Below are 22,210 nucleotides of genomic sequence, written 5' to 3'. Positions count from 1 at the left end.
ACCACCAGGCCGGATGGCCGCCCCTGGCCGCGCCGGGTCAGCCCTCCTTGAAGGCGACCTTCCTGAAGAACCTGAACTGCTTGTCGGCCCCGCCCTCCAGATGGAACCAGGGCCAGTCGGTGGCGCGGTCGCCGATCCGGTCGAACTGACGGGCGGCCGAGGCGTAGTCGTCGGCGATGCAGAAGATCAGGGCCATGGCGTTCTCCACGACGATCCAGCCGGGGTCGCGGTGCCCCTCGTACGAGTGCACCTTGGCGGCGATCTCGCGCAGCGTCTCGCGGGTCTCGTCGTTGTCGAGCGCCGAACGGCCGTGGGCGATCCACGTCTCGATGTGGGCGTCGATCATCAGGTGCGGCAGCGGGGCGTCGCGGGCGAACGTCCACATCTCCTCGTCGCTGCCGAACCACTTGCCGCACAGGTACTGCAGCATGCTCTCGTGGGCGGCCCGGTGCGCCGGGTGGCGGGTCACGACGTTGCGGAAACGCCGCTCGGCCTCCTCCCGCCCCACCTGGCTGCCGCGGGCGGAGGTGACCAGCGTCGCCCAGGCCTCGGTGTCGCCGGGGTCACGCTCGACGACCTGGTCCAGGCAGTTCTCGGCGATCTCCAGCCTGCGGTGGAACTCCCTGGACCGCTCGGGTGAGGTCTCCGACGCCCGGCCGCCGCCTCGCGCGTCCCACGCCCAGTCGACGCCGTGCACGCCCTTGACCAGCAGGGGCAGCGTGGAGTCCGGCTCGGCGGCGATCCACTCGTCGATCCACTCCTGCAGGCCGTCGACCCCGGCGCAGATGCCCAGGTAGAAGGCGCGGTCGTCGGGGTGGTGCACGGCCGCGAGCAGGGTGGCGGCGGTGTGCCTGTCGCGTCTGGTCAGGGCGTCGCGGAGCCGGGCCGCCGTGCGATCGCCACAGGTGGGATCCACGATCGACTTCTTGCTCCAGAACGCCATGATGACCGCCTCCGCAACCCGTGTTCCGGCTGCACAAGGTACCGACGAGCCGATCATTTGTCCTGAAATCTCGCCCTTACACCCGTCGGTCAGGGCATGACCGCCCCCGACGCCACGCCGAGCCTGGCCAGGTGGGACGGCAGGCGGCGCAGGAAGTCGGTGTAGTCGTCGCCGGCGCTCCCCCAGGCCACCTCCGCGAAGGCGCAGAGCCGGGGGAAGGCCATGCGCTCCACCGCCTCGGGGTCGGGCATGTACTCGGTCCACAACTGGCACTGCACGCCGAGGATGCCGTCGGGCGGTTCGAAGCCGTACACCTGGCGCAGCGTGAGCACGCGGCCGTTGGCGCCCGGCTCGCCGGGCCAGGGCGCGTAGTCGAGGTAGGTGCGCTCGTGCGGGGCGTAGATCACCTCGCGGTCGCCGGGCAGCGACTCCTCCAGCCAGACCATGGCGGCGGCGCCGGGCGGGCCGTCGTCGCGCTCGTACCAGTAGACGAGCCGTTTGCCCGGCACCTTCAGCCGCGACAGGAACCAGCCCCGCGCCTGGCCGGGTTCCAGCCCGCGCGGGTTGCCCTCCCACTCCTCGGTCGGGCACTCGTCGCCGCCGATGTGCACGTAGGGGCCGGGGAAGAGCTCGCTCACCTCGTCGAGCACGTCCTGGCAGAAGGCGATGGTGCGCTCGTCGAGGCTGAAGACGTGCTTGCTGATGCCCGGCACGTCCCAGACCGGCAGCTGGCGGGCCGGGTCGTTGCCGAGCCACGGGTAGGCGGCGATGGCGGCCTGGGCGTGGCCCGGCATCTCGATCTCGGGCACGATCGTGACGAACCGCTCGGCGGCGTAGGCGACGATCTCGCGGATGTCGTCGTGGGTGTAGTGCTCGCCGCTGACCTCGGTCAGGCGCGGATACCTCTCGACGTGCAGCCGCCAGCCCTGGTCGTCGGTCAGATGCAGGTGCAGGACGTTCATGCGGTGGACGGCCAGCAGGTCGATCAGCTTGAGCACGAACTCCTTGGGCATGAAGTGCCGCGCCACGTCGAGCATCACGCCGCGCCAGCCGTACCGTGGACGGTCCTCGATCGTGCCGATGCCCGTGGTCCTGGCCAGGGTGCCGAGGGCGTAGAAACGTCCGGCCGGGCCGCCGGCGGTGACCAGCGTGTGCTCGGGGGTGATGGTGAGGCGGTAGCCCTCGGGGCCGAGGCCGGGATCGTCGGGCTCGTGCCGTACCTCTCCCCTGCGTCCTGGGCTCAGGTCCTGGTGGTGCGCCTTGGGGATCATCCCTTCACCGCCCCTGCCGTCATGCCGGCGCCGACGCGGCGCTGCAGGAACAGGAAGAGCACCAGCGCGGGCAGGGCGAACATGGTCGCCGCGGCCATGGTGGCGCCCCAGTCGGTGCCGAAGACGTCGCGGAAGGACGACAGCCAGACCGGCAGGGTGCGGTTGGCCTGATCCTTGATGATCAGCACGTTCACGAAGGCGAACTCGTTCCAGGCGGTGATGAAGCCGAACAGGGAGGTGGCCATCAGACCGGGCGCGAGCAGCGGGAAGACGATGCGCCTGAAGGCGACGGCGCGGGTGCAGCCGTCGACCAGTGCCGCCTCCTCCAGGTCGGCGGGGATCGCCTGCAGGAAGCCGCGCAGGGTCACGATGGTGAACGGCAGGGTGATCATGAAGTAGACGCCCGTGAGCATCAGCAGCGAGTCGAGCAGGTCGGTGTCGCGGGCGATGATGAACATCGGCACCAGCAGCGCCTCCCAGGGCGCCATCTGGGCGGCGAAGACGGCGACGATGAACGGCCCCTTGCCGCGCCAGCGCATCCGGCTGACCGCGAAGGCCGCCAGCAACGCCACGATCAGGGCCAGGAGTACGGCTCCCGCGGTGACGAGCAGGCTGTTGGCCCAGAAGCGCCAGAAGCCCTCGGCGCCCATCGCGGTCTCGAAGTGCTGGAGCGTCGGGCTCAGCGGGAACAGTGACGGCGTCTCGGCCTGGATGTCCTTCGTCGGCTTGAAGGCGGTGATCACCATCCAGTAGACCGGGAAGATCATCACGACGAAGGTGACGGCCGCGGCGGTGTTGAGCGCGACTCTTCTCATGCGGCGGCCTCCTGCTTCAGCATGCGGCGCAGGTTCGTGATCAGGGCGAAGGCGAGGATGACCACCGTCAGCATGGCCACGGCCGAACCCATGTCGTACCGGTGCAACACGCGGGCGATCTTGAACGCGTAGACGGGCAGCGTGGTCGTCGCCCCGTCGGGCCCGCCCTGGCTCAGCACCCAGATCTGCGGGAAACACTTGAAGACCCAGATGATCTCCAGCGAGGTGATCAGGGCGAACAGCGGGCGCAGGATCGGGAAGGTCACCTTCCAGAAGATCTGCCAGCCCGTGCCGCCGTCGATGCGCGCCGACTCGTACAGCTCGTTCGGGATCGTCGTCAGGCCCGCGTACAGCGTGAGCGCCACGAACGGGATCGACTGCCACACCACGAGGATCACCAGCACCGCGAACATCGCCACCGGATCGGCGAACCACGCGAATCCCTGGATCCCCAGCAGCCAGTTGACGATGCCCAGCTCCGACTGGAACAGCCACTGGAAGATCGTCGTCGCCGCGATCACCGGCGTCGCCCAGGCCAGCGCCAGCGCCGACATCAGCAGCAGCCTGGCCCGCTTGCCCAGGCGCGCGAGCATCAGGCCGATGCCGGTGCCCAGGACGACGATGAGGACGACGTTGACGGCCGTCCAGACGAACGTGCGCAGGACCACCTGCCAGAACTCCTCCTTGGCCAGGAGCTCCCGGTAGTTGTCGAAGCCGACCAGCTCCGCCCCGCCCCTGATCAGCTCGCCCATGCGGAAGTGCTGGAAGGAGATGAGGGCGGCCTTGAGGAGGGGGTAGAGGAGAAGGAAGATCCCGCCGGCCACGGCGGGGGCGATGAGGAGGTAGGGCCAGGGATTGGCGCGGCGGCGCGCCGCCGCGGGCGGGCGGTGCTGGCCGCGCCTGGGCGGGGCCTGGGTCGTGAGGGTCACGGAGGTTCCTCGGGGGTGAATCGGACGCCCCGCCGTCCCCTCACGAGGTACGGCGGGGCTGGTCGGTCAGGAGCCGCTGTTGAGGGTGTCGGTGATCGACTGCGAGACCTTCTTGGCCTCGGCCGCCGGGTCGCCGCCGGTCAGGACGGCCGTCATGTACTGCTTGATCACCGTGGTCGCCTCCACGGCCGCCCAGTTGGGCGTGTTCGGCGTCGCCCGGCCGTTGGCCGCGCCCGCCGCCATCGCGGCGGTGCCCTCGTCACCCGACAGAACGCCGGCGAGCGAGGTCCTGTTGGGCACGAAGCTCATGGCCTTGGCCAGCTCGGTCTGGAACTTCTCGCCGGCCAGCGCCTTGACCACCTCGTAGGCGGCGTCGTGGTTCTTGGACGCCTCGGGGATGATCAGGTCGGAACCGCCGGTGAAGACGGCGCCCGGCTTGTCGGCCGTCTTGCCGGGGATGGTGAAGAATCCGATCTTGTCCTTCATCCCCGGCTCGACCTCGAGCACCCGGGCGGCGATGCCGGGCACGCCGATGATCTGCGCGACCTTGCCCTGCGCGAAGACCTCGTGCTGCGGCGGGTTGGCCTCGTCGGCGTCCTTGGGACCCTTGCCGAGCGCCTGGAGCTTCTTGTAGAAGTCGAGCCCCGCCAGCGCCTGCGGGCTGTCGAGCGCGCCGACCCACTTGCCGCCCTGCTGGACGGCGAAGTCGCCGCCCTCGTCCCAGATGAAGCCCGCCAGCGCGTACCAGGTCTGCCCGGTGAGGTAGATGCCCTGGTTGCCGCCCTTGTTGAGCTTCTCGGTGGCCGCGACCCACTCGTCGCGGGTCTTGGGGATCGCGGTGTCTCCCCACAGGTCCTTGTTGTAGACGACGACGCGGTTGGCCGCGTACCACGGGATGCCGTACTGCTTGCCGTCGATCTGGCCGGGCTGGGCCAGGCCGGGCAGCCAGTCGGAGCCCTGCAGGTCGGCGGTCTTGTCGGTCAGGTCCTTCACGCCGCCGCTGGCGGAGTACTGCGCGACCTGGGTGTTGCCGACCTCGATCACGTCGGGGGCGTCGGTGCTGGCCAGGGCGGCGGTGACACGCTCCCCGATGCCGTCCCAGGCCTGGATCTGGATGTCGAGGTCGATGCCGGCATGGGCGGCCTCGTACTCCTTCTCGAAGCTGCCGAGCAGCTCCTTGGTGACGCTGCCGTCCATGATCCAGACGACGAGCTTGGCTGGGGCCTGGGCGGAGGGCGAGCCGCCGGTGGCGGCGCTGGGGGCCGGGTCCGGCGTGGAACCGCAGGCGGTCAGGGCGAATACGGCCGCTAGGGCCAGGAACCGGTGCTTCATGAAGCGCTCCCGGGAACGGTGTCGACGAAGGTGGTGTTGGCCGCGCGGTAGCCGGCGACGCGGGTCAGGACCTCGGCGGGCGGGACGACCTCGTTCTGGGCGTGGTAGACCCAGTCGACCTGCTGCCGGTAGGTACGCGGCGTGGTGGCGCCCTGCAGATCGATGAACCACTGGTTGAACATGATCCACATGGGCGTCTCGGGGTAGTAGATGCCGCCGTGCTCGGCGAACAGGCGGCCGTCGATGTAGTAGCGGATGGTGCCTCCGGAGACCTGGATGACCAGGTCGTGCCAGCCGGCGAAGCTCACCCGCTCGGCGGTGTGGGTGTTGACGGCCTGCCAGGGGTCGGCCTGGTAGGTCTCCCACGAGGTGGCGTACATGATGTTCGAGGGCTCGCCCCAGCCGCCGTTGGGCAGGTACTCGAAGTCCAGCTCGCCGTAGTTGGGGTCGAGGTTGGAGTTGAGCGGGGTGATGGTGAAGAAGGTCTGCACGATGTGCTCGCCGTCGGGGACGCCGCTGACCGGGGCGTCGCTGAAGTTCACTCGGGCGGCGTAGGTGCCCTCGAAGAACTTGCGGTTGCTCGTCGACAGCTCGGTCTGCACCGTGCCGGAGCCGGTGCCGTTGGTCGACGACTCCAGGGTCAGCAGGCCGCCGGGGAAGGTGACGGCCGAGGGCGACCAGGTCGCGCCGGGCACGCCGGGGCCTCCGCTGCTGGAGCGCACGGTCCAGCCGCGCTGGGCCAGCCGGGCGTCGCCGGAGCCGGTGTAGGAGAAGTCGTCGAAGAGCTTGCCTCCGGGCTGGCCGGTCGGGGTGACCGTGGGTGAGGGCGACGATGACGGCGACGGCTCGCCGCCGCCGGGCGGGGTGCCCCAGGCGAGCTGGCCGCCCACGTAGACGGCGACCTTGCTCCAGTCGGTGTAGGAGGTCACGGCGCCGTAGGAATGGTCGTCGCTCTGGGTGAAGTTCTGCCAGTCGGCCCGGTAGAAGCGCAGCTGCATGTCGCTGGTGTTGGCTCCGGGTGCGAGCGTGCCCGAGGTGAAGCCCACCTCCAGGTACTGCTTGCCGCCCGCCAGCCCGGTGAAGGAGCCGGTGATCGTGGAGCAGCTCACGACCGCCCACGAGCAGGCGAAGCGGTAGGTCTCCGTGCCGGTCAGGTAGTAGCGGATCTTCACCTGGCTGAGCTGCACGGCGGACGAGCCGTCGTTGAAGAGCTTGAACCAGGGCTCGGCCTGCGGGGTGGTGGCCCCGGTCGAGCTGTTCCTGTACTGCAGGCGCAGGCCGGGAGCCGCGCTGGCGTGGGCCACGCCGACGAGTCCGACCACGAGGGCTAAGGCGGCAACGATCTTCCAGACGTGTTTGAACATGGCGAAGCTCCTTGGGGGGTGAAAAGGAGAGTCAGGCGCCGCGGCGGATGCGGCCCGCGTAGCGGGCCTCGAGTGCGAGGTTGTGCGCGTCGCCCTCGGGCACGTTGGCCGAGAGGTAGATCGGCGGGACCTTGCCGGCGTCGAGCTGCTCGCGCACGACGCGGGTCACGACGAGCTGGGCCAGCAAGGCGGAGGTGACGGTGGAGACGGCGCCGTAGGCGCCGCCGTCGGGCAGGGGCAGTACGGCGTCGCCGTACGGGGCCAGGTTGTCGAGGACGACGTCGGCCAGGTCGCACAGCTTGCGTCCCGAGGGGTGGCGGGAGGTGCTGGCGTTGCTGTGCTGGAGCGAGGTGATGGCGATCAGGTCGTGGCCGCGTTCCTTGATCTGGGTGGCGAGCTCGACCACGACGCCGTTGACGCCGGAGTTGGAGATGATCACGAACAGGTCGTGCTCGTGGATGGGGGCGGCGTCGAGGATCTGGTGGGCGACGGCAGGATCCCGTTCGAGGTCGTAGCGTTCGAGCTCGGAGCGGGCCGCGGTGCCGTACAGGTGGATGTCACGCAGGGCGAGGCGGTTGGTCGGCACCAGCCCTCCGGCTCGGCCGGCGATCTCCATCGCGATCGCCTCTGAGTGGCCGGAGCCGAAGGCCTGGATGACGCCGCCGTTGTCGAGGGCCTTGCCGACGAGTGTCGCGGCCTGCTCGACGGGCTGGTCAGCCAGCGGGTCGATCAGGCTCTTCAGGTGTTCGAGGTAGTTCATAGCGGTGACCGGTGACGGCTCTCACCGTCAGGTCGAACGCCTCCTTCGTCCGTTCGTAGGTGCGTTGCGCGACCGCGACGTAGACCACGTCGAGGACGAGCAGCTGGGAGTGGATCGCGGCGAACCCGTCGGCGCGGAAGGTGGTCTCGCGTGCCGCGCTGGTCAGCACGAGCTCGGCCACCTCGGCCAGGGGTGAGCGGGGGTGCGAGGTGACGGCGACGGTGATCGCGCCGTGGCTGCCCGCCTCGGCGAGCACCTCGATGACCTCGCGGGTGCGGCCGCTGTGGGAGATGCCGATGGCCACGTCGCCGTCGTCGAGCAGGGCGGCGTCGGTGAGCGCGCTGTGCGCGTCGGACCTGCTCCAGGTGGGCACGCCCATACGCTGGAGCCGGTACTCCATCTCTCCGGCGACCGCGGCGCTGCTGGCGACGCCGAACAGCAGCACCCTGCGAGCCCTGGAGATCGCCTGCGCCACCTTCTCCACCGTGCCCAGGTCGAGCTGGGCGGCGGTCTCCTGGATCAGCCTGATGTCGCTGTTGGAGACCACGCCGAGCACCTTGTCGAGCCCGTCGTCGGGCCGGATCTCCTGCCCTATGTCGGTGGCCCACTGCTGGCGGGCGGCCCGTCCTGTCTCGGTGGCGATGGTGACGCGGAGTTCGGCGTAGCCGCTGAAGCCCAGGGCCCGGCAGAACCGGGTGATCGTGGCCGTCGAGGTGCCGGAGCGCTCGGCCAGGTCGACGATGGTCATCCTGGCGGCCTCGGCCGGGTCTTCCAGGATCACCTCCGCGACCTTGCGCAGCGCTTCGGGCAGTTCGCCCTGTTCGGCCCGTATCCGGGACAGTAGTTCCACGTCGTCCTCCTTGATGGTGAAAATTATGCTCACCATCTAGCGCGGTCAAGGGTTATGGCCAATAATTTTTGACATGGCAGTGGTAATCGGCGTGGACGCCGGAGGCACATCATCTCGCGCGGTCGTCGCCACGCTCGACGGTCACGTGGTCGGCCACGCGCGCGCGGGGTGCGGCAACCCGGCAGCGGTGTCGGCATCTCATGCTTATGCGCAGCTCAAGGCCGCGATAGACGGCGCTCTGGCGGGTGTCGATCGCGGAGGTGTCGTGGCGGCGACGATCGGCCTGGCCGGCATCGAGGCGGTCACCGCCGAGCTCGAAGCGCTCTTCCCGGTGCCCCCGCAGGTCGTCGGCGACGTGGTGGTGGCCCTGGCGGCGGGGACGCCCGACCCCTCGGGCACCGTACTGATCGCCGGCACGGGCGCCATCGCGGCAAAAATTATTGACCACACGATCGTCGGCACCGCCGACGGGTTCGGCTGGCAACTCGGCGACGAGGGCTCGGCCTTCTGGCTCGGCCGCCAGGCGGCCCGCTCGGCCGTGCGGGCGAGGCCGGGACTCCTGACCGAGCTGGTGCTCAAGCACCTCGGCGCACACGATCACGAGCAGGTGGCGGTGATCGCCCAGGCCGCGCCGCCGCTGGCGCTGGCCGAGCTGGCGCCCCTGGTCAGCCAGGCGTGCGAGGAGGGCGACCCGGCCGCCGCGGAGATCGTCGAGCGTGGCGCGGCGCTGCTGGCCAGGACCTTCCACGAGGTGCACGAGCCGGGAACGCCCGCGGTGCTGGCGGGCAGCGTGCTGACGAACGACGGCCCGGTGCGCCGGGCCGTACGGGAGCTGCTGGCGCCCAGTGCCCCGGTGACGGCGGGCCCGGGCGAGGCGGCGGCCGCCTGGCTCGCGGCCCGGACGGTGTCACCCGAGGCGCCGCACCGGGCGTTCCTGCCCTCCTGACCGGCTTCAGGTCATTTCGAGCAGGGCTGCGCTGCCGTAGGAGCCGCCGAAGCCGGTGACCAGTGCCAGGCTCCTGCCTCCGCGCAGCTCCCGCACGGCCTGGGCGACGTTGTTGAGTCCGTGCACGTACCCCTCGCTGAGCAGCCCGCCGTGCGGGTTGACCCAGGCGTGCGCGCGCTCCATCAGATAGGGCCCCGGCTCGCCGGTGATCCCGAAGTCGGTCAGCTGCTTGGGCACCAGCCAGGAGTAGGCGTCGTAGAGCAGCGCGGCGTCCACGTCGCGCGGTCTGGCGCCCGAGCGTTCCCACAACTCGGGAGCCAGGTACTGCGAGAACACGGCGGTCACGTCGGGAGCCCGGTCCATGGCCGAGCAGCCGGGCCCGCCGCCGCGCACGACGGTCCTGATGCGGGGCCCGCCGAGCACGCCGCTGACCAGCAGCGCGACCGCGCCGTCGCTCTCCTGGCAGCAGTCCGCCGTGCGCAGCGGCGTGCTGACGTACGGCTTGGCCAGATAGTCGCCGAGGCCGAGAGCCTCCCTGCGCTGGGCGCGCGGATTGCCCGCCGCGTTCTCGCGCGACTGCGCCACCACGGCGTGCAGGTGTTCCTCCGTCAGCCCGGCGTCGTGCAGGTAGCGGGTGGCGGCCAGGGCGAACATCGAGATCGGGCCGGCCATGCCGTACCTGCGGGTGAAGTCGTCGTGGTGGGTGGGCACGGTGTTCATGCGCTGCCCGGAGCGGCCGTTCAGGGCTCGATAGATCAGGACGTGGCGTGCCGTGCCGCTGGAGACGAGCATGGCCGCCTCGCCCAGGATCGACGCCGCCTGGGTCCCGCCGCCCCAGATGTCGTTGTGCCAGCCCAGGCGCTCGATCCCCAGCGCCCGCGCGACCTGCACGACCGGCACCGAGTCGCCGAGGTGGTAGCTGAGCAGCCCGTCGACCTCGCCGGGCGCGATCCCCGCGTCGGCGCACGCCTCCCGGCACGCCTGGACCGCCTGCGACAACACGCTGCGTCCCGACTGCCTGGTGAGCGCGGTCATCCCGATGCCGGCGACGGCTGCCATGTCTCTCCCCGGACGCTGGACGCCCGGCCGAGGCGGGGCGCGATCCGCCCCGGCCGGACGGTTGCCGCACATCGTAACACAAGCGCTTGCTCGGTTTGGATAGTGCTAGTATCCACCGATGCGCATGTCCGAGCTGAGCTCCAGATCCGGCCTGGCCATCGCCACGATCAAGTACTACCTGCGCGAAGGCCTGCTCCCCCAGGGCCGCCCGCTCGCCGCCACCCGCGCCGACTACGACGAGTCACACCTGCGCCGCCTGCGCCTCATCCGGGCGCTGCTCGAAGTGGGCAGGCTGCCCATCGCCTCGATCAAGCAGATCATCTCCGCCGTCGATGACGACAGCCTGCCCACCCACGTCATGCTCGGCGTCGCCCGCCACGCCCTGTCGGCCGCCGTCGCACCCGAGCCGGGCGACGACTGGAGCGAGGCAGAACACGACGCGGAACGCCTGATCGCCGCCCAAGGCTGGCGGATCGGCCGGCGCGCGCCCGCCCGCGCCGAGCTGGTGCAGACCCTGCACCGCCTCAGGCAACTGGAGCTCTCCACCGACCTGGGCCACCACGCCGAGCTGGCCCACCGTCTGGTCACCGAGATCGAGATCCCGTCCGTGACCCCCGACGGGCCGCGCGACAGCACCGTCGAGTCGGTCGTGCTCGGCACGGTGTTGTACGGCAAGGCCTTCGACGCCCTGCGCCGCCTGGCGCGGGAAGCGGCGGAGGCCGAGGTCAGTCTCTCAACTGCACCGGACGCTTGAGGAGCCACAACGCCGCCCGCTGCAGCAGGGTGCGGTGGATCTCGTTGTCGTAGGAGCGCGTGTCGTGACCGAGCGCGTCGTAGAACACCCGCCCGCGCCGCACCGGCCGTGCCCAGATCAGCGGCTGGCCGTTGGCGCTGGCGAGCGGTTTGACGTCGGGCATCACGCGCAGGTCGCTGTAGACCTCGTCGACCAGGTCGAAGTCGCGCAACCCCGCCACCACCTCGTGATCGCCCGTGACGCGCACCGAGGCCCAGCCGAGCGGCGGATGGTGCGAACGATCCCACTCCCAGCTCGCGCCGACCACCCTCGGCCAGCCCTGCCAGTCGTCGAAGCAGATCGACGCCGCGTGCATGCACAGCAGGCCGCCGCCGCGGTCGAGATGGTCGAGCAGGGTGGTGCGGGCCTGGGCGGGAAGCCGGAACCCCCACTCGTCCCGCTGGTCGGCGAAGCGCTCCAGGCCCATCTGCCAGCGCAGCGCGTTGACGGTGATGAGCTGGTACTCCGAGGGCTCGCTCAGAGCTCCCGCGATGTCCTCGGTGATCTCGGACTCCACACCGATCTCCGCCAGCACGTCGGACAGTGCCTGGGAGGTCGCCGCGAAGTCGTGGTAGAGGCCTCCTGACAGAATGAGATTTCTCGCCACGGCAGCCATCTCATCACGGACAGCTGACCAAATCCATCCGCTGAGCGGACCTGATCAGGGGAATCACCCCGCTCATGATGTTCACCAAGATCGTTTTGATGGCGGCCATGACCGCAGGACCGACCCCGGGGACCTCACTGGAGCTGTCGGTGACCAACACCTCCTTCAGCGGGACGACCATCATCAGCTCCGCCGTGCGGACCAACCTCACCTGTGACCCCGACGGCGGCGCCCACCCCGACCCCGAGGCCGCCTGCGACCTGCTGCGCGACGTCGACGGCGACCTGACCGCCCACCCGGGCGGTGCGGGCGCCTGCACCAAGGAGTACAACCCCTACGCCGTCAGGCTCATCGGCACCTGGGAGGGGCGCAAGATCACCTACTTGCACACCTTCCCCAACCGCTGCGAGATGCTGCGACAGACGGGCACCGTGTTCTCCTTCTGATCGGTTGTCACATCCGGAGCGGCTCGCCCGTCCAGTCTCCGAAAGCGCACAACCTGAGGAGACCACCATGCGAGTTCTCGTCGCAGGAGCCACCGGAGTCATCGGCCGTCAGCTGGTCCCGTTGCTGAACGCCGTGGGCCACGAGGTCGTCCCGATCTCGCGGTCCACGGGCGTGGACCTGCTCGACCGAGAGGGCCTCGCGCGTGCCGTACGGCAGGCCGGCCCCGACGTGATGATCCACCTGGCGACCGCCATCCCGCAGGCGCTCAATCCCCGGCGCTTCGCCTCGGAGTTCGCCCTGACCAACCGCCTGCGCACCGAAGGCATGCGCAACCTCGTCGACGCCGGGCCCGGCGTCCGGCTGATCGCCCAGGGCGTGGCCTTCGCCTACGAGCCCGGCCAGGGCCTGGCCGACGAGGACGCGCCGCTCCTGGCCGACCCGCCCAAGCAGTTCCGCCAGACCCTGGGCGCGCTGGTGGAGCTGGAGCGGCGCACCGCCGAGGCCGGCGGCCTGGTGCTGCGGTTCGGGCACCTCACCGGCCCCGGCACCTCCTACGACAAGAACGGCTACGTCACCAAGGCCGTCCGGTCGGGCAAGATGCCCATCGTCGGCGACGGCGGCTCGGTGTTCTCCTTCACCCACACCCACGACGCCGCCACCTCGATCGTGGCCGCGCTCGACCGGGAGGTCACCGGCGTGCTCAACGTGGTCGACGACCACCCGCTGGCCGTCCGCGAGTGGCTGCCCGCCCTGGCCGCCCGGCTCGGCGCCCCGGCGCCCAAGCGCGTGCCCGCCGCCCTGGCGCGGCTGGCCGTGGGCGCCTTCGGCGTGCACTACATGACCAGGCTGCGCGGCGCCGACAACACCCGGGCCCGGCTCCACCTCAACTGGCGGCCTTCCTATGATGCGACCCGTGAACTTTGAGGAGCTCCGTCCCACCCTGCTGGGCATCGCCTACCGGCTGCTCGGCAGCATGTGGGACGCCGAGGACGTCGTCCAGGAGGCCTGGCTGCGCTGGCAGGGCGTCGACCAGGAGGAGGTGCGCGAACCGCGCGCCTTCCTCACCACCGTGGTCTCTCGCCTGGCCCTCGACCAGCTCCGCTCTGCCCGGGTCAAGCGGGAGTCCTACACCGGGTCGTGGCTGCCCGAACCGGTGCTCTCCGGCGACATCGGCCCGCTCGACACCGCCGAGCTGCGCGACACCGTCTCCTTCGCCACGCTGCACATGATGGAGCGGCTCACGCCGCCTGAGCGCGCCGTGTTCGTGCTGCGCGAGGCCTTCGAGCTGCCCTACGAGCAGATCGCCGAGATCGTCGAGACCTCGGTGGCCAACTGCCGCCAGCTCTTCCGCCGTGCCTCCGTACGGCTCGCGGAGGGCAGCGACCGGTTCAGCCCCTCCTCGGAGGAGCACGCCAAGCTGCTCGAAGGGTTCCTGCGCGCCGCCAGCCTCGGCGACATGCAGGCGCTCACCGGCTTCCTGCACGACGAGGTCGTCTCCTGGAGCGACGGCGGCGGCAAGGTGCGCATGGCGCTCAAGCCGATCACCGGTCGCGAGGCGGTGGTGAAGTTCATCACCGGGCTGCTGCGGCGCTACACCCTCGAATCGGTCACCCCCGTCGAGGCCAACGGCCAGCCGGCGCTGCTCGTCGACATGGGTGGCCGCATGCAGCTGATGGCCTTCGACGTGCGCGACGGGCTCATCCACGACATCTACACCATCGGTAATCCCGACAAACTGCAGAGGGTTCTATAGTCCTTCCTTATGGATCTCGGCATCACGGGCAAGGTCGCCCTCATCACCGGAGGCAGTGCCGGCATCGGCCTGGCGGCGGCCAAGAGCCTGGCGCGCGAGGGGTGCCACGTCTGCGTGAGCGCCCGCAACCCCGAGCGCCTGGCCGAGGCGATCGTGGAGCTTCAGGAGTACGGCACGACGGTGCACGGCATCCTGGCCGACGTGGAGGACCCCGGATCGGCGGCCAGGGTGGTGGCCGAGACCCGCGAGGTGCTCGGCCCCGCCGACATCCTCGTCGCCAACGCGGGCGGTCCTCCCGTGGGGCGCTTCACCGACATGTCGCTCGACGACTGGGACGTCGCCATCCAGCGCAACCTGCTGGGCACCGTCCGGCTGATCCGTGCCGTGCTGCCCGACATGGTCGGGCGCGAGTGGGGCCGCATCGTCACCGTGACCAGCAGCTCGGTGCGCGAGGCTATCGACGGTCTGGCCCTGTCGAACGCCACCCGCTCGGCCGTGGCCGGGGTGGTGCGCTCGCTGGCCCGCGAGGTCGGGTCGAAGGGCGTGCTGATCAACAACGTGCTGCCCGGACCGATCGACACCGACCGGCTGCGCTCGTTCTCCACGCCGGAGGGGCTGAAGGAACGCGCGGCCCGCGTTCCGGTCGGGCGCATCGGCCGGCCGCAGGAGGTGGGCGACGTGATCGCCTTCCTGGCCAGCGAGCGCGCCTCGTTCGTGACCGGCGCCTCCCTGCTGGTCGACGGCGGAAGTGCGCACGTAATCGCCTGAAGAGCGGCATGGCATGCTCTATGGGTGAGTGTGGACAAGCCGATCATCGTGACCGTCGACGACGACCCGGGCGTCTCCCGGGCCGTCGCCAGAGACCTGCGGCGCAGGTATGGCCAGCAGTACCGGATTGTCAGGGCGGAAGAGGCGCTGCAGGGCATCGACGCCCTGCGGGAGATGCGCCTGCGCGGCGACGACGTCGCCGCGATCCTGGCCGACTACCGGATGCCGCAGCTGAACGGCGTGCAGTTCCTCGAGCAGGCCATGGATCTGTATCCCTTCGCCCGCAGGGTGTTGCTGACCGCCTACGCCGACACCGACGCGGCGATCCAGGCGATCAACGTCGTCGACCTCGACCATTACCTGCTCAAGCCGTGGGACCCGCCGGAGGAGAAGTTCTACCCGGTGATGGACGGCCAGCTCGACGCCTGGCAGCGCGCCGACCGGGTCGAGCAGGCCGAGCTGCGCGTGGTGGGCGACCGCTGGTCGGCGCCCTCCTACCAGGTGAGAGACTTCCTGGCCCGCAACCACGTGCCCTACCGCTGGATGCTGGCCGAGGACCCCGAGGCGGCGCAGCTGATCACCGCGGCCGGCGGCCCCGAGGTGTGCAGGCTGCCGCTCGTGGTGACGGCCGGCGGCGACGCGTTGCAGGCGCCCACCCAGTCGACGCTGGCCACCGCGGTGGGCCTGTCGACGACTCCGGCGACCGACTTCTACGACCTGATCGTCATCGGCGGCGGCCCCGCCGGGCTGGGCGCGGCCGTCTACGGCGCGTCGGAGGGCCTGAACACGGTCCTGGTCGAGGCGCACGCCAGCGGCGGCCAGGCGGGCCAGAGCTCCAGGATCGAGAACTACCTGGGCTTCCCCGACGGCGTGTCCGGCCAGCAGCTGGCCGACCGGGCCAGGCGGCAGGCGCTGAAGTTCGGCGCCGAGCTGCTGACCGCCAGGAAGGTCACCGCGCTGGAGCCGCACGGCCAGGCCAGGGTGGTGAGCTTCAAGGAGGGCGAGCAGATCGCGGCGCACGCGGTGATCCTCGCGACCGGGGTGAGCTACCGCAGGCTCGACGCGCCGGGCCTCGACGACTTCGTAGGCCGCGGCGTCTACTACGGCGCGGCGCTGACCGAGGCGCCCAGCTGCCAGGACAGCGAGGTCTACATCGTGGGGGCGGCCAACTCGGCCGGTCAGGCCGCCGTCTACCTGTCGGGATTCGCCAGCACGGTTCATGTGTTGGTGAGAGGTGACGGGTTGGAGAAGTCGATGTCCGCCTACCTCATCGAGCAGATCGCGGAGAAGCCCAACATCAGGGTGCACTACCGCAGCCAGGTGACCGGCGCCGAGGGCGACGGCCACCTCGAACGCCTGCGCGTCGAGGAGGACGGCAAGGAATACCTCGCCGACGCGCAGTGGCTGTTCGTCTTCATCGGAGCCGAGCCGTACACCTCGTGGCTGGACGAGACGGTCGAGCGCGACGGCAAGGGTTTCGTGCTGACCGGTCCCGACCTGGTGGTCGGCGGCCGGCGGCCGAAGCAGTGGCCGCTGCGGCGCGAGCCGTACTTCCTGGAGACCAACGTGCCGGGCGTGTTCGCGGCCGGCGACGTGCGCTCCGACTCGATCAAGAGGGTCGCCTCGGCCGTCGGCGAGGGCGCGATGGCGGTGGCGCTGGTGCACAGGTACCTGGAGAAACAGTGAACGCTGACGAACTTCGCAAGCTCTTCCTCTTCGAGAGGCTCAGCGACGAGCAGCTGGAGCTGCTGCTGACCAAGGGAGCCGAGCGCACCTACGCCCAGGACGAGATGATCGTCACCCAGGGCGAGGAGGCCACCTGCTTCGTGGTGCTGGTCGAGGGTGAGATGCAGATGATCACCGAGACCACCGCGGGCACGGTCGCCGCGCCCCGCACCTCCCAGCCCGGCGTGTACGGCGGAGCCACCCAGGCGTGGCTGGGCCCGCAGGCGCCGCCGCTGTACACCCACTCGCTCAAGGCCACCGCGCCGAGCAGGACCTTCGAGCTGCCGGCCAAGAAGTTCGCCTACATCGTCGCCGAGTGGTTCCCCATGGCCACCCACCTGCTGCAGGGCATGTTCCTGGGCGGGCGCGTGCAGCGGGAGATCATCGACAGGCGGCAGCGCCTGGCCGCGCTGGGCCAGATCACCGCGGGGCTCACCCACGAGCTCAACAACCCCGCCGCTGCGGCGGTGCGCGCGGTGGGCGAGCTGCGGCAGCTGATCCGCAACTCCCGCATCCAGCTCGCCGAGCTGGCCGAGGGCGGCATCCCGCCCGAGAAGCTGCGGGCGCTGATCGACACGGTCGAGATGTGCGCGCAGGCGGTGGGCAACGTGCCCAAGCGCACCCCGATGGAGGTCTCCGACGCCGAGGACGAGATCGGCGACGCGCTTGAGGAGATCGGCATCGACGACGCGTGGGACCTGGCTCCCGGCCTGGTCAACGCCGGTTTCACCATCGAGACCATGGACAAGGTGCGCCACAAGGTCGGCGACCAGCACGCCGGCACCGCGCTGCGCTGGTTGTCGGAGGCGGTCGAGATCTCGCAGATGCTCAAGGAGGTCACCGAGGCCACCGAGCGCATCAGCTCGCTGCTGGCCTCGGCCAAGCAGTACTCCCAGATGGACCGGGCGCCCTTCCAGACGGTCGACGTGCACGAACTGCTGGAGAGCACGATCGCGATCTTCCGTGGCAAGATCCCGCCCGGTGTGACGGTGGTGACCGACTTCGACCGCACCCTCCCGCCGATCCCGGCCTACGCGGGCGAGCTCAACCAGGTGTGGACCAACCTCATCCACAACGCGCTCGACGCGATGGAGGGCGAGGGCACGCTGACGATCCGCACCGCGCACGACGAGGACGAGGCGATCATCGAGATCGGCGACACCGGACCCGGAGTGCCCGAGGCGATCAAGGAACGGGTCTTCGAGCCGTTCTTCACCACCAAGGGCGTCGGCAAGGGCACCGGGCTCGGCCTCGACATCTCCTACCGCATCGTGGCCGGCCGCCACGGCGGCGAGATCAAGATGCGCTCGGCGCCGGGTGACACGTGGTTCGAGGTACGGCTGCCGCTGCGGGAGATCGTCTCCTAGACGAGGCCGGCGTTCATCTCCATCAGGCGGGCGGTGATGCGCCGCCCGTCTGCGCGGAAGCCGTTGTGCTCGTACTCATTGGTGACCCACACCTTGCAGGCGCCCAGCCGGGAGGCGGTGTCGAGCGAGAGTCCCGCGTCCACGTACATGTCGTCGTGGTAGACGACCGCCGCGACCGGGACCTCGTTGGACGCCAGGCGGGCCGCGTCGTAGAGCGGGGGCCAGTCGTCCCGCTCGGCCAGCAGCTCGGCGGCCTCGCGAAAGGGGCGCAGCGCCCGCATGTCGGCGAACATCCACGGATAGATCATCTCGCCGGTGAACATGTCGGGCGCCCGGAAGTCGTCGGGCAGCAGGCGCTCGGCCGACCACGCGGTGGCCGGGCCCTGGCTGTAGATCGACTCGTGGAGCACGGCGTACAGCGGCCCGGCGTGGAACGACGTCTCCATCATCACGTCGTAGAGGAAGGCGTCGGACAGCCGCCCGCCGATCCAGGCCTCGTCGAGCAGCCAGTGCAGCTTCTCCGCGCCGCCGCTCCTGCCGAGCATCATGCCCAGCGACTGCCAGCGCCTGAAGGTCAGCGGGTCGCCGTCGGGCAGGGTGACCCCGGTGGACGACAGGTGCTCGGCGATGGCGGTGACCTTGGCGCGGTCGCCGGGGTAGCGGGCGTAGAAGGCGCGGATCTTCTCGCGGACGCGCGGGTAGGTGCGCGTGTAGACGTCGTCGGCACTCGCGTCGATCCCGGCCAGGCCGCCGGTGATGTGGCAGGCCTTCAGCCCTTCGGGCGCCTGCGACAGGTAGGTGAGGGTGACGAAGCCGCCGTAGCTCTGCCCCCAGGTCTCCCACTGTTCGATGCCCAGCGCGCGGCGGATGTGCTCGCAGTCGGCGACGATCGCGTCGGCGCGGAAGTGGCCGAGCCGACGGGCGAGCTCCTTCGGCGAGCCCTCGGCGACGGCCGGGGTGCTGCGGCCGGTGCCGCGCTGGTCGAGCAGGAGCACGCGATGGGTCTTGAGGATGTGGGAGAAGTAGGCGGGGCCGTCGAGGCGCGGGGACTTGCCGCCGGGTCCGCCCTGCAGGAACACCGCCCAGGGCAGGTCCTGGCCCGCCTTGTCGGGGGAGACGATCTCGCGGGCGAAGACGGTGATGGTGGGCCCGGCGGGGTCGGCGTGGTCGAGCGGAACGGCGAACTCGTGGTCAACGGCGGTCAGGCCGGGCATCGTCACTCTCACGCCGCAACCCTAACCACTCCACGTACCTGGGCCGGTCGAGGGCATAGGCGGAGAACAGGCGCGTGCCGTACCCGATGACCTCCTCCGAGCGTTCGGCCAGCGTTCCGTGGGGGTGCCAGACGAGCAGGTGGCGCATGGTCAGCGGGGTGCCGGTCAGCGGCCTGATGACCAGGCCGGGGCTCTCGGCGAAGGTAGCGCGGCAGGGCGCGACCGCGCCGCCCGTGGTGACCATGGAGCGGATGACCCAGCCGTCGGCCGCCTGGTGGGGGGTGCGTGGCGCGAACCCGGCACGCATGCAGGCCAGCAGGAAACACTCGGGCCAGCCGCCGCCGTCGGACGGTGACAGGACGAAGGCCTCGCCCGCCAGCTCGGCCAGGCCGATCTCGTCGCGCACGGCCAGCGGGTGGGTCTCGGGCACGGCCATGAAGATCGGCTCCTCGGCCATGACCGCCGAGCGCAGCGGAGGTGGCGGGCGCAGCTCGTGCTCGCGGTAGTCGGCCACCACGGCGGCGTCGAGGCGGCCGGCGGCGACGAGGTCGCACAGGAGCTGGGGCGAGTCGTCGGCGTAGGAGCTCACGCCCGCCCCCAGCAGCTCGACCAGGCCGGGCAGGATGGGCCCGGCCACGCCGCCGAGCCGTATCGTGCCCGAGGGCCGGGCGGTGGCGCCGGCGAGCAGTTCCTCCATGCCGATGAGCAGGATGCGGGAACGTTCGAGCACGTAGGCGCCGAGCGGGGTCGGGGTGACGCCGTGCCTGCCGCGGGTGAACAGGCGCCCGCCGAGCACCCGCTCGATGCGCTGAAGCTGGGCGGTGAGCGCGGGCTGGGAGGTGCCCAGCACGGTGGCGGCGCGGCTGACGCTGCCGGCGTCGGCGATCGCGCAGACGGCTCTGAGGTGGCGCAGCTCCAGGCTCACGGAGAAGCCATATCACATTCCATAACACCGGCGATATGGATGCCCGCTGACCTGCTTATACCGATTTTTCGCCGCAGAACGCGTCATCTGGCCGTGATCCGGCGCGGCCACGATCCTCGGCATGCGGCGACTCACCCTAGCCCTGCTCTGCACGCTCACCCTGATCGGCGCCCCCGCCCAGGCCTCGGCCGGACCGCGGCCCATGGAGGTCTTCAGCGAGGACGGCACGATCACCCGCGTCCCCGTCGACCTGCCCGAGCCGCGCCTGCGCGCCCGCCTGGCGCCCACCGCCACCGTCACCCCCGTCGAGGTGAACGGCGACCCTGCCAACCGCATCGACCTGACCTTCCTCGGCGATGGCTACACCGCCGCCGACCAGGCCTCCTACTCCGCCCAGGTGGCCGACACCTGGGCCCGCATGACCGCCAAGGAGCCCTTCAGGACCTACCGCGAGCTCTTCAACGTCTGGCAGGTCAACGTCGTCTCCCCCGTCTCCGGGGTCACCGGCGACCCGACCGCCGACGTCGTCAAGGACACCCCGCTCGGCGCGCAGTTCTGGTGCGACGGCCTGGAGCGGCTGCTGTGCGTCGACATCGACGCCGCGCGTGCCCACGCGGCGCTCGCGCCCGGCATGGACCAGATCGCGGTCCTGGCCAACACCACCAAGTACGGCGGAGCCGGCTACACCGAGGAGGAACTCGTCACCTTCGCGGGCGGGCACGCGCTGGGCGCGGAGATCCTGCCGCACGAGCTCGGCCACTCGCTGGGCGACCTGGCCGACGAGTACCCGTACTGGGCCTTCCCCGGCGACGGCAGCCGCTACGAGGGCCCGGAGCTCGCCGAGGCCAACGTCACGATCAAGAACGCCGAGCAGATGACCGCCGAGCGGGCCAAGTGGTGGCGCTGGCTCGGCTCCCCCACCCCCGACGGCGGCGTGACCGGCGCCTTCGAGGGCGCCTACTACACGCAGTACGGCGCCTTCCGTCCCAGCGACAACTCGCTGATGCGCAGCCTGCGCAGGGAGTTCAACTCGGTCGGCAGGGAGAAGATGATCGCCGAGTTCTTCGAGATCGCCCGGCCGATCGACGCCCACACCCCGAACACCTCGCCGGTGCCGCGACAGAGCACCCTGGCGATCACCACGCTCCCGGTCGAGGGGCTGACGGTGCGCTGGTTCAAGAACGGCCACGAGATGGCCGACTGGCGGGGCCGTACCTCGGTGCGGGCCGTCGGCGGCGGCAACGGGGGCACCTTCCGCGTGGAGGTCTCGCACACGACACCCGACGTGCGCGACCCCGCCCACCTCGCCGGACCGCTCACCCAGTCGGTGACCTGGACGGTCAAGGGCAACCACTGAGATCTTCCCGTACGGCACGCGCCAGGGCCGGTGCAGCCCGGCGCGTGCCGTACGGGGATCAGTCGAGGAACTCGGCGCCCGACAACCGCCTGCGGTCGACGGTCAGCCGGAGCACGTCGCCGCGGTGATAGTGGCCCGCGGGATCGAAGTTCTGCCGCTCGCCCCTGACCCGCGCCAGGTCGAGATCGGCGATGACCAGGCGTTCCTCGCCCGAGACCGGCTCCACGACCCACTCGCCGTCGGGCCCGGCGATCGCCGAGCCGCCGTCGTAGCCCGACGGCTGCTCCACGGTGAACGGGAAGCCCGCGGGCACGTCGTCGAAGGAGATGAGCGCCCCGGCCGCCAGGGAGTAGACCCGGCCCTCGCGCGCGATGAAGCGGGTGATGTCGCGCGTCAGCCCCGTGGAGCCCGGCCAGACCGAGACGTGCAGGTCGACGCCCTGGGCGTAGAGCGACTGGCGGGCCAGCGGCATCCAGTTCTCCCAGCAGTTGAGCCCGCCCGCCCGCACCCCGCGGAAGGTGTGGGCGCGCAGCCCGTGGCCGTCGCCCGTGCCCCAGACCAGCCGCTCCTCGAAGGTCGGCATGAGCTTGCGGTGGGCTGAGACGACGCCGTGGTCGGGCGAGATCGCGACCAGCGTGCAGTAGACGGTGCCTCCCGAGCGCTCGCTGATGCCCAGGTAGGTGAAGATCCCCAGGTCGCGCACGGCCTCGGTGATGGTCGCCAGCTCGGGGCCGCCCAGTTCCACGGCGGCGTCGAGGTAGCAGGCGTAGGCCTGCTTCTGCAGCGGGTCGTCGAAGGCGGCGCCGCCGGTGGAGCTGAGCCAGTACGGGTAGCCGGACAGGAAGGTCTCGGGGAAGGCGACGAGTTCGACCTGCCGGTCGGCGGCGTCGTGGAGGAAGTCCAGGACCTTGGCGGTTCCTGCCGCGGGGTCGAGCCAGGGGCAGCGGGCTTGGGCGGCGGCGATACGCATGGCGTGATCCTATGG

At 70.6% G+C, this 22,210-nt stretch carries 22 protein-coding genes; 9 read left to right on the top strand and 13 right to left on the bottom strand.

Going from position 1 to position 22,210, the window contains the following annotated elements; translation table 11 throughout:
* Nucleotides 1–37: 37 nt before the first annotated feature.
* The 8 genes from HNR30_RS00535 to HNR30_RS00500 form a co-directional block, all read right to left on the bottom strand.
* On the bottom strand, nucleotides 38–916 hold the full coding sequence (locus tag HNR30_RS00535; RefSeq protein ID WP_181607105.1) for a DUF4034 domain-containing protein: 879 nt from the start codon (nucleotides 914–916) through the stop codon (nucleotides 38–40).
* A gap of 116 nt (nucleotides 917–1,032) precedes the next feature.
* Nucleotides 1,033–2,214: a beta-N-acetylhexosaminidase gene (locus tag HNR30_RS00530; protein WP_181607103.1), complete on the bottom strand. Its 1,182-nt coding sequence runs from the start codon at nucleotides 2,212–2,214 to the stop codon at nucleotides 1,033–1,035.
* Nucleotides 2,211–3,029, bottom strand: coding sequence for a carbohydrate ABC transporter permease (locus tag HNR30_RS00525; protein ID WP_181607101.1), 819 nt, complete (start codon nucleotides 3,027–3,029; stop codon nucleotides 2,211–2,213). The genes HNR30_RS00530 and HNR30_RS00525 overlap by 4 nt, the downstream gene beginning before the upstream one ends.
* Nucleotides 3,026–3,958: a carbohydrate ABC transporter permease gene (locus HNR30_RS00520; protein WP_181607097.1), complete on the bottom strand. Its 933-nt coding sequence runs from the start codon at nucleotides 3,956–3,958 to the stop codon at nucleotides 3,026–3,028. Before HNR30_RS00520 ends, HNR30_RS00525 begins: the two co-directional genes overlap by 4 nt.
* A gap of 66 nt (nucleotides 3,959–4,024) precedes the next feature.
* Nucleotides 4,025–5,290, bottom strand: a complete 1,266-nt coding sequence (locus HNR30_RS00515; RefSeq protein WP_181607092.1) for an extracellular solute-binding protein — start codon at nucleotides 5,288–5,290, stop codon at nucleotides 4,025–4,027.
* On the bottom strand, nucleotides 5,287–6,654 hold the full coding sequence (locus HNR30_RS48945) for a cellulose binding domain-containing protein (RefSeq protein ID WP_181607090.1): 1,368 nt from the start codon (nucleotides 6,652–6,654) through the stop codon (nucleotides 5,287–5,289). Before HNR30_RS48945 ends, HNR30_RS00515 begins: the two co-directional genes overlap by 4 nt.
* A gap of 31 nt (nucleotides 6,655–6,685) precedes the next feature.
* On the bottom strand, nucleotides 6,686–7,414 hold the full coding sequence (locus HNR30_RS00505; RefSeq protein ID WP_181607088.1) for a sugar isomerase domain-containing protein: 729 nt from the start codon (nucleotides 7,412–7,414) through the stop codon (nucleotides 6,686–6,688).
* Nucleotides 7,368–8,264 carry a MurR/RpiR family transcriptional regulator gene (locus HNR30_RS00500; RefSeq protein ID WP_312894166.1) on the bottom strand — a complete coding sequence of 299 codons (897 nt, stop codon included), beginning with the start codon at nucleotides 8,262–8,264 and terminating at the stop codon, nucleotides 7,368–7,370. The genes HNR30_RS00505 and HNR30_RS00500 overlap by 47 nt, the downstream gene beginning before the upstream one ends.
* A 73-nt stretch (nucleotides 8,265–8,337) precedes the next feature.
* Between HNR30_RS00500 and HNR30_RS00495 the strand changes: the two genes are divergently transcribed.
* Nucleotides 8,338–9,210: an N-acetylglucosamine kinase gene (locus HNR30_RS00495; protein ID WP_181607083.1), complete on the top strand. Its 873-nt coding sequence runs from the start codon at nucleotides 8,338–8,340 to the stop codon at nucleotides 9,208–9,210.
* Nucleotides 9,211–9,216: 6 nt separating this feature from the next.
* Here the strand turns inward: HNR30_RS00495 and HNR30_RS00490 are convergent, their stop codons facing one another.
* Nucleotides 9,217–10,269 (bottom strand): beta-ketoacyl-[acyl-carrier-protein] synthase family protein, encoded by a 1,053-nt coding sequence (locus tag HNR30_RS00490; protein ID WP_181607081.1) that lies wholly within the window; start codon nucleotides 10,267–10,269, stop codon nucleotides 9,217–9,219.
* A 118-nt stretch (nucleotides 10,270–10,387) separates the two neighbouring features.
* Here HNR30_RS00490 and HNR30_RS00485 point away from each other — a divergent pair, with 118 nt between their 5' ends.
* Nucleotides 10,388–11,023 carry a MerR family transcriptional regulator gene (locus HNR30_RS00485; RefSeq protein ID WP_181607079.1) on the top strand — a complete coding sequence of 212 codons (636 nt, stop codon included), beginning with the start codon at nucleotides 10,388–10,390 and terminating at the stop codon, nucleotides 11,021–11,023.
* On the opposite strand, the gene HNR30_RS00480 is transcribed toward HNR30_RS00485, so the two are convergent.
* Nucleotides 10,995–11,669, bottom strand: coding sequence for a ThuA domain-containing protein (locus HNR30_RS00480; protein WP_220133127.1), 675 nt, complete (start codon nucleotides 11,667–11,669; stop codon nucleotides 10,995–10,997). The two genes, HNR30_RS00485 and HNR30_RS00480, sit on opposite strands and share 29 nt — an antisense overlap.
* 107 nt (nucleotides 11,670–11,776) lie before the next feature.
* On the opposite strand from HNR30_RS00480, the gene HNR30_RS00475 reads away from it, so the two are divergent.
* The 6 genes from HNR30_RS00475 to HNR30_RS00450 all read left to right on the top strand — a co-directional run bounded on the left by HNR30_RS00475 (nucleotide 11,777) and on the right by HNR30_RS00450 (nucleotide 17,729).
* The gene (locus HNR30_RS00475; protein WP_181607075.1) at nucleotides 11,777–12,115 is read left to right on the top strand and encodes an SSI family serine proteinase inhibitor; all 339 of its coding nucleotides are present in this window, start codon (nucleotides 11,777–11,779) and stop codon (nucleotides 12,113–12,115) included.
* 67 nt (nucleotides 12,116–12,182) lie between these two features.
* Nucleotides 12,183–13,040 carry an NAD-dependent epimerase/dehydratase family protein gene (locus HNR30_RS00470; protein WP_181607072.1) on the top strand — a complete coding sequence of 286 codons (858 nt, stop codon included), beginning with the start codon at nucleotides 12,183–12,185 and terminating at the stop codon, nucleotides 13,038–13,040.
* Nucleotides 13,030–13,869 (top strand): RNA polymerase sigma-70 factor, encoded by an 840-nt coding sequence (locus tag HNR30_RS00465; RefSeq protein ID WP_312894165.1) that lies wholly within the window; start codon nucleotides 13,030–13,032, stop codon nucleotides 13,867–13,869. The genes HNR30_RS00470 and HNR30_RS00465 overlap by 11 nt, the downstream gene beginning before the upstream one ends.
* Before the next feature lie 9 nt (nucleotides 13,870–13,878).
* Entirely contained in the window at nucleotides 13,879–14,637 is a 759-nt protein-coding gene (locus tag HNR30_RS00460) for an SDR family oxidoreductase (RefSeq protein WP_181607070.1), read from the top strand.
* A 24-nt stretch (nucleotides 14,638–14,661) separates the two neighbouring features.
* Nucleotides 14,662–16,323 carry an NAD(P)/FAD-dependent oxidoreductase gene (locus tag HNR30_RS00455; RefSeq protein ID WP_312894164.1) on the top strand — a complete coding sequence of 554 codons (1,662 nt, stop codon included), beginning with the start codon at nucleotides 14,662–14,664 and terminating at the stop codon, nucleotides 16,321–16,323.
* On the top strand, nucleotides 16,320–17,729 hold the full coding sequence (locus HNR30_RS00450) for an ATP-binding protein (protein ID WP_181607066.1): 1,410 nt from the start codon (nucleotides 16,320–16,322) through the stop codon (nucleotides 17,727–17,729). Before HNR30_RS00455 ends, HNR30_RS00450 begins: the two co-directional genes overlap by 4 nt.
* Here HNR30_RS00450 and HNR30_RS00445 read toward each other — a convergent pair.
* Nucleotides 17,726–18,955: an alpha/beta fold hydrolase gene (locus tag HNR30_RS00445; RefSeq protein WP_312894163.1), complete on the bottom strand. Its 1,230-nt coding sequence runs from the start codon at nucleotides 18,953–18,955 to the stop codon at nucleotides 17,726–17,728. The genes HNR30_RS00450 and HNR30_RS00445 overlap by 4 nt on opposite strands.
* A complete protein-coding gene (locus HNR30_RS00440) occupies nucleotides 18,921–19,868 on the bottom strand; it encodes a LysR family transcriptional regulator (protein WP_181607064.1) in 948 nt (315 codons plus the stop codon). Before HNR30_RS00440 ends, HNR30_RS00445 begins: the two co-directional genes overlap by 35 nt.
* Before the next feature lie 121 nt (nucleotides 19,869–19,989).
* Between HNR30_RS00440 and HNR30_RS00435 the strand changes: the two genes are divergently transcribed.
* Complete coding sequence (locus HNR30_RS00435) at nucleotides 19,990–21,225, top strand: M64 family metallopeptidase (protein ID WP_181607062.1); 1,236 nt, start codon at nucleotides 19,990–19,992, stop codon at nucleotides 21,223–21,225.
* A 58-nt stretch (nucleotides 21,226–21,283) separates the two neighbouring features.
* Here HNR30_RS00435 and HNR30_RS00430 read toward each other — a convergent pair whose 3' ends face one another.
* A complete protein-coding gene (locus HNR30_RS00430; RefSeq protein ID WP_181607060.1) occupies nucleotides 21,284–22,195 on the bottom strand; it encodes a carbon-nitrogen hydrolase family protein in 912 nt (303 codons plus the stop codon).
* Between the last annotated feature and the right edge of the window lie 15 nt (nucleotides 22,196–22,210).

The organism is Nonomuraea soli (assembly GCF_013761175.1).
GTDB classification, from domain to species: domain Bacteria; phylum Actinomycetota; class Actinomycetes; order Streptosporangiales; family Streptosporangiaceae; genus Nonomuraea; species Nonomuraea soli.
This window is presented reverse-complemented; position numbering and strand designations above follow the sequence as displayed.

Excerpts from the sequence above, each read along its gene's own strand:
- HNR30_RS00530 (WP_181607103.1), bottom strand. The coding sequence starts at position 2,214 with ATGATCCCCAAGGCGCACCACCAGGACCTGAGCCCAGGACGCAGGGGA.
- HNR30_RS00525 (WP_181607101.1), bottom strand. The coding sequence starts at position 3,029 with ATGAGAAGAGTCGCGCTCAACACCGCCGCGGCCGTCACCTTCGTCGTG.
- HNR30_RS00515 (WP_181607092.1), bottom strand. The coding sequence starts at position 5,290 with ATGAAGCACCGGTTCCTGGCCCTAGCGGCCGTATTCGCCCTGACCGCC.
- HNR30_RS48945 (WP_181607090.1), bottom strand. The coding sequence starts at position 6,654 with ATGTTCAAACACGTCTGGAAGATCGTTGCCGCCTTAGCCCTCGTGGTC.
- HNR30_RS00505 (WP_181607088.1), bottom strand. The coding sequence starts at position 7,414 with ATGAACTACCTCGAACACCTGAAGAGCCTGATCGACCCGCTGGCTGAC.
- HNR30_RS00495 (WP_181607083.1), top strand. The coding sequence starts at position 8,338 with ATGGCAGTGGTAATCGGCGTGGACGCCGGAGGCACATCATCTCGCGCG.
- HNR30_RS00490 (WP_181607081.1), bottom strand. The coding sequence starts at position 10,269 with ATGGCAGCCGTCGCCGGCATCGGGATGACCGCGCTCACCAGGCAGTCG.
- HNR30_RS00485 (WP_181607079.1), top strand. The coding sequence starts at position 10,388 with ATGCGCATGTCCGAGCTGAGCTCCAGATCCGGCCTGGCCATCGCCACG.
- HNR30_RS00475 (WP_181607075.1), top strand. The coding sequence starts at position 11,777 with ATGACCGCAGGACCGACCCCGGGGACCTCACTGGAGCTGTCGGTGACC.
- HNR30_RS00470 (WP_181607072.1), top strand. The coding sequence starts at position 12,183 with ATGCGAGTTCTCGTCGCAGGAGCCACCGGAGTCATCGGCCGTCAGCTG.
- HNR30_RS00460 (WP_181607070.1), top strand. The coding sequence starts at position 13,879 with ATGGATCTCGGCATCACGGGCAAGGTCGCCCTCATCACCGGAGGCAGT.
- HNR30_RS00435 (WP_181607062.1), top strand. The coding sequence starts at position 19,990 with ATGCGGCGACTCACCCTAGCCCTGCTCTGCACGCTCACCCTGATCGGC.
- HNR30_RS00430 (WP_181607060.1), bottom strand. The coding sequence starts at position 22,195 with ATGCGTATCGCCGCCGCCCAAGCCCGCTGCCCCTGGCTCGACCCCGCG.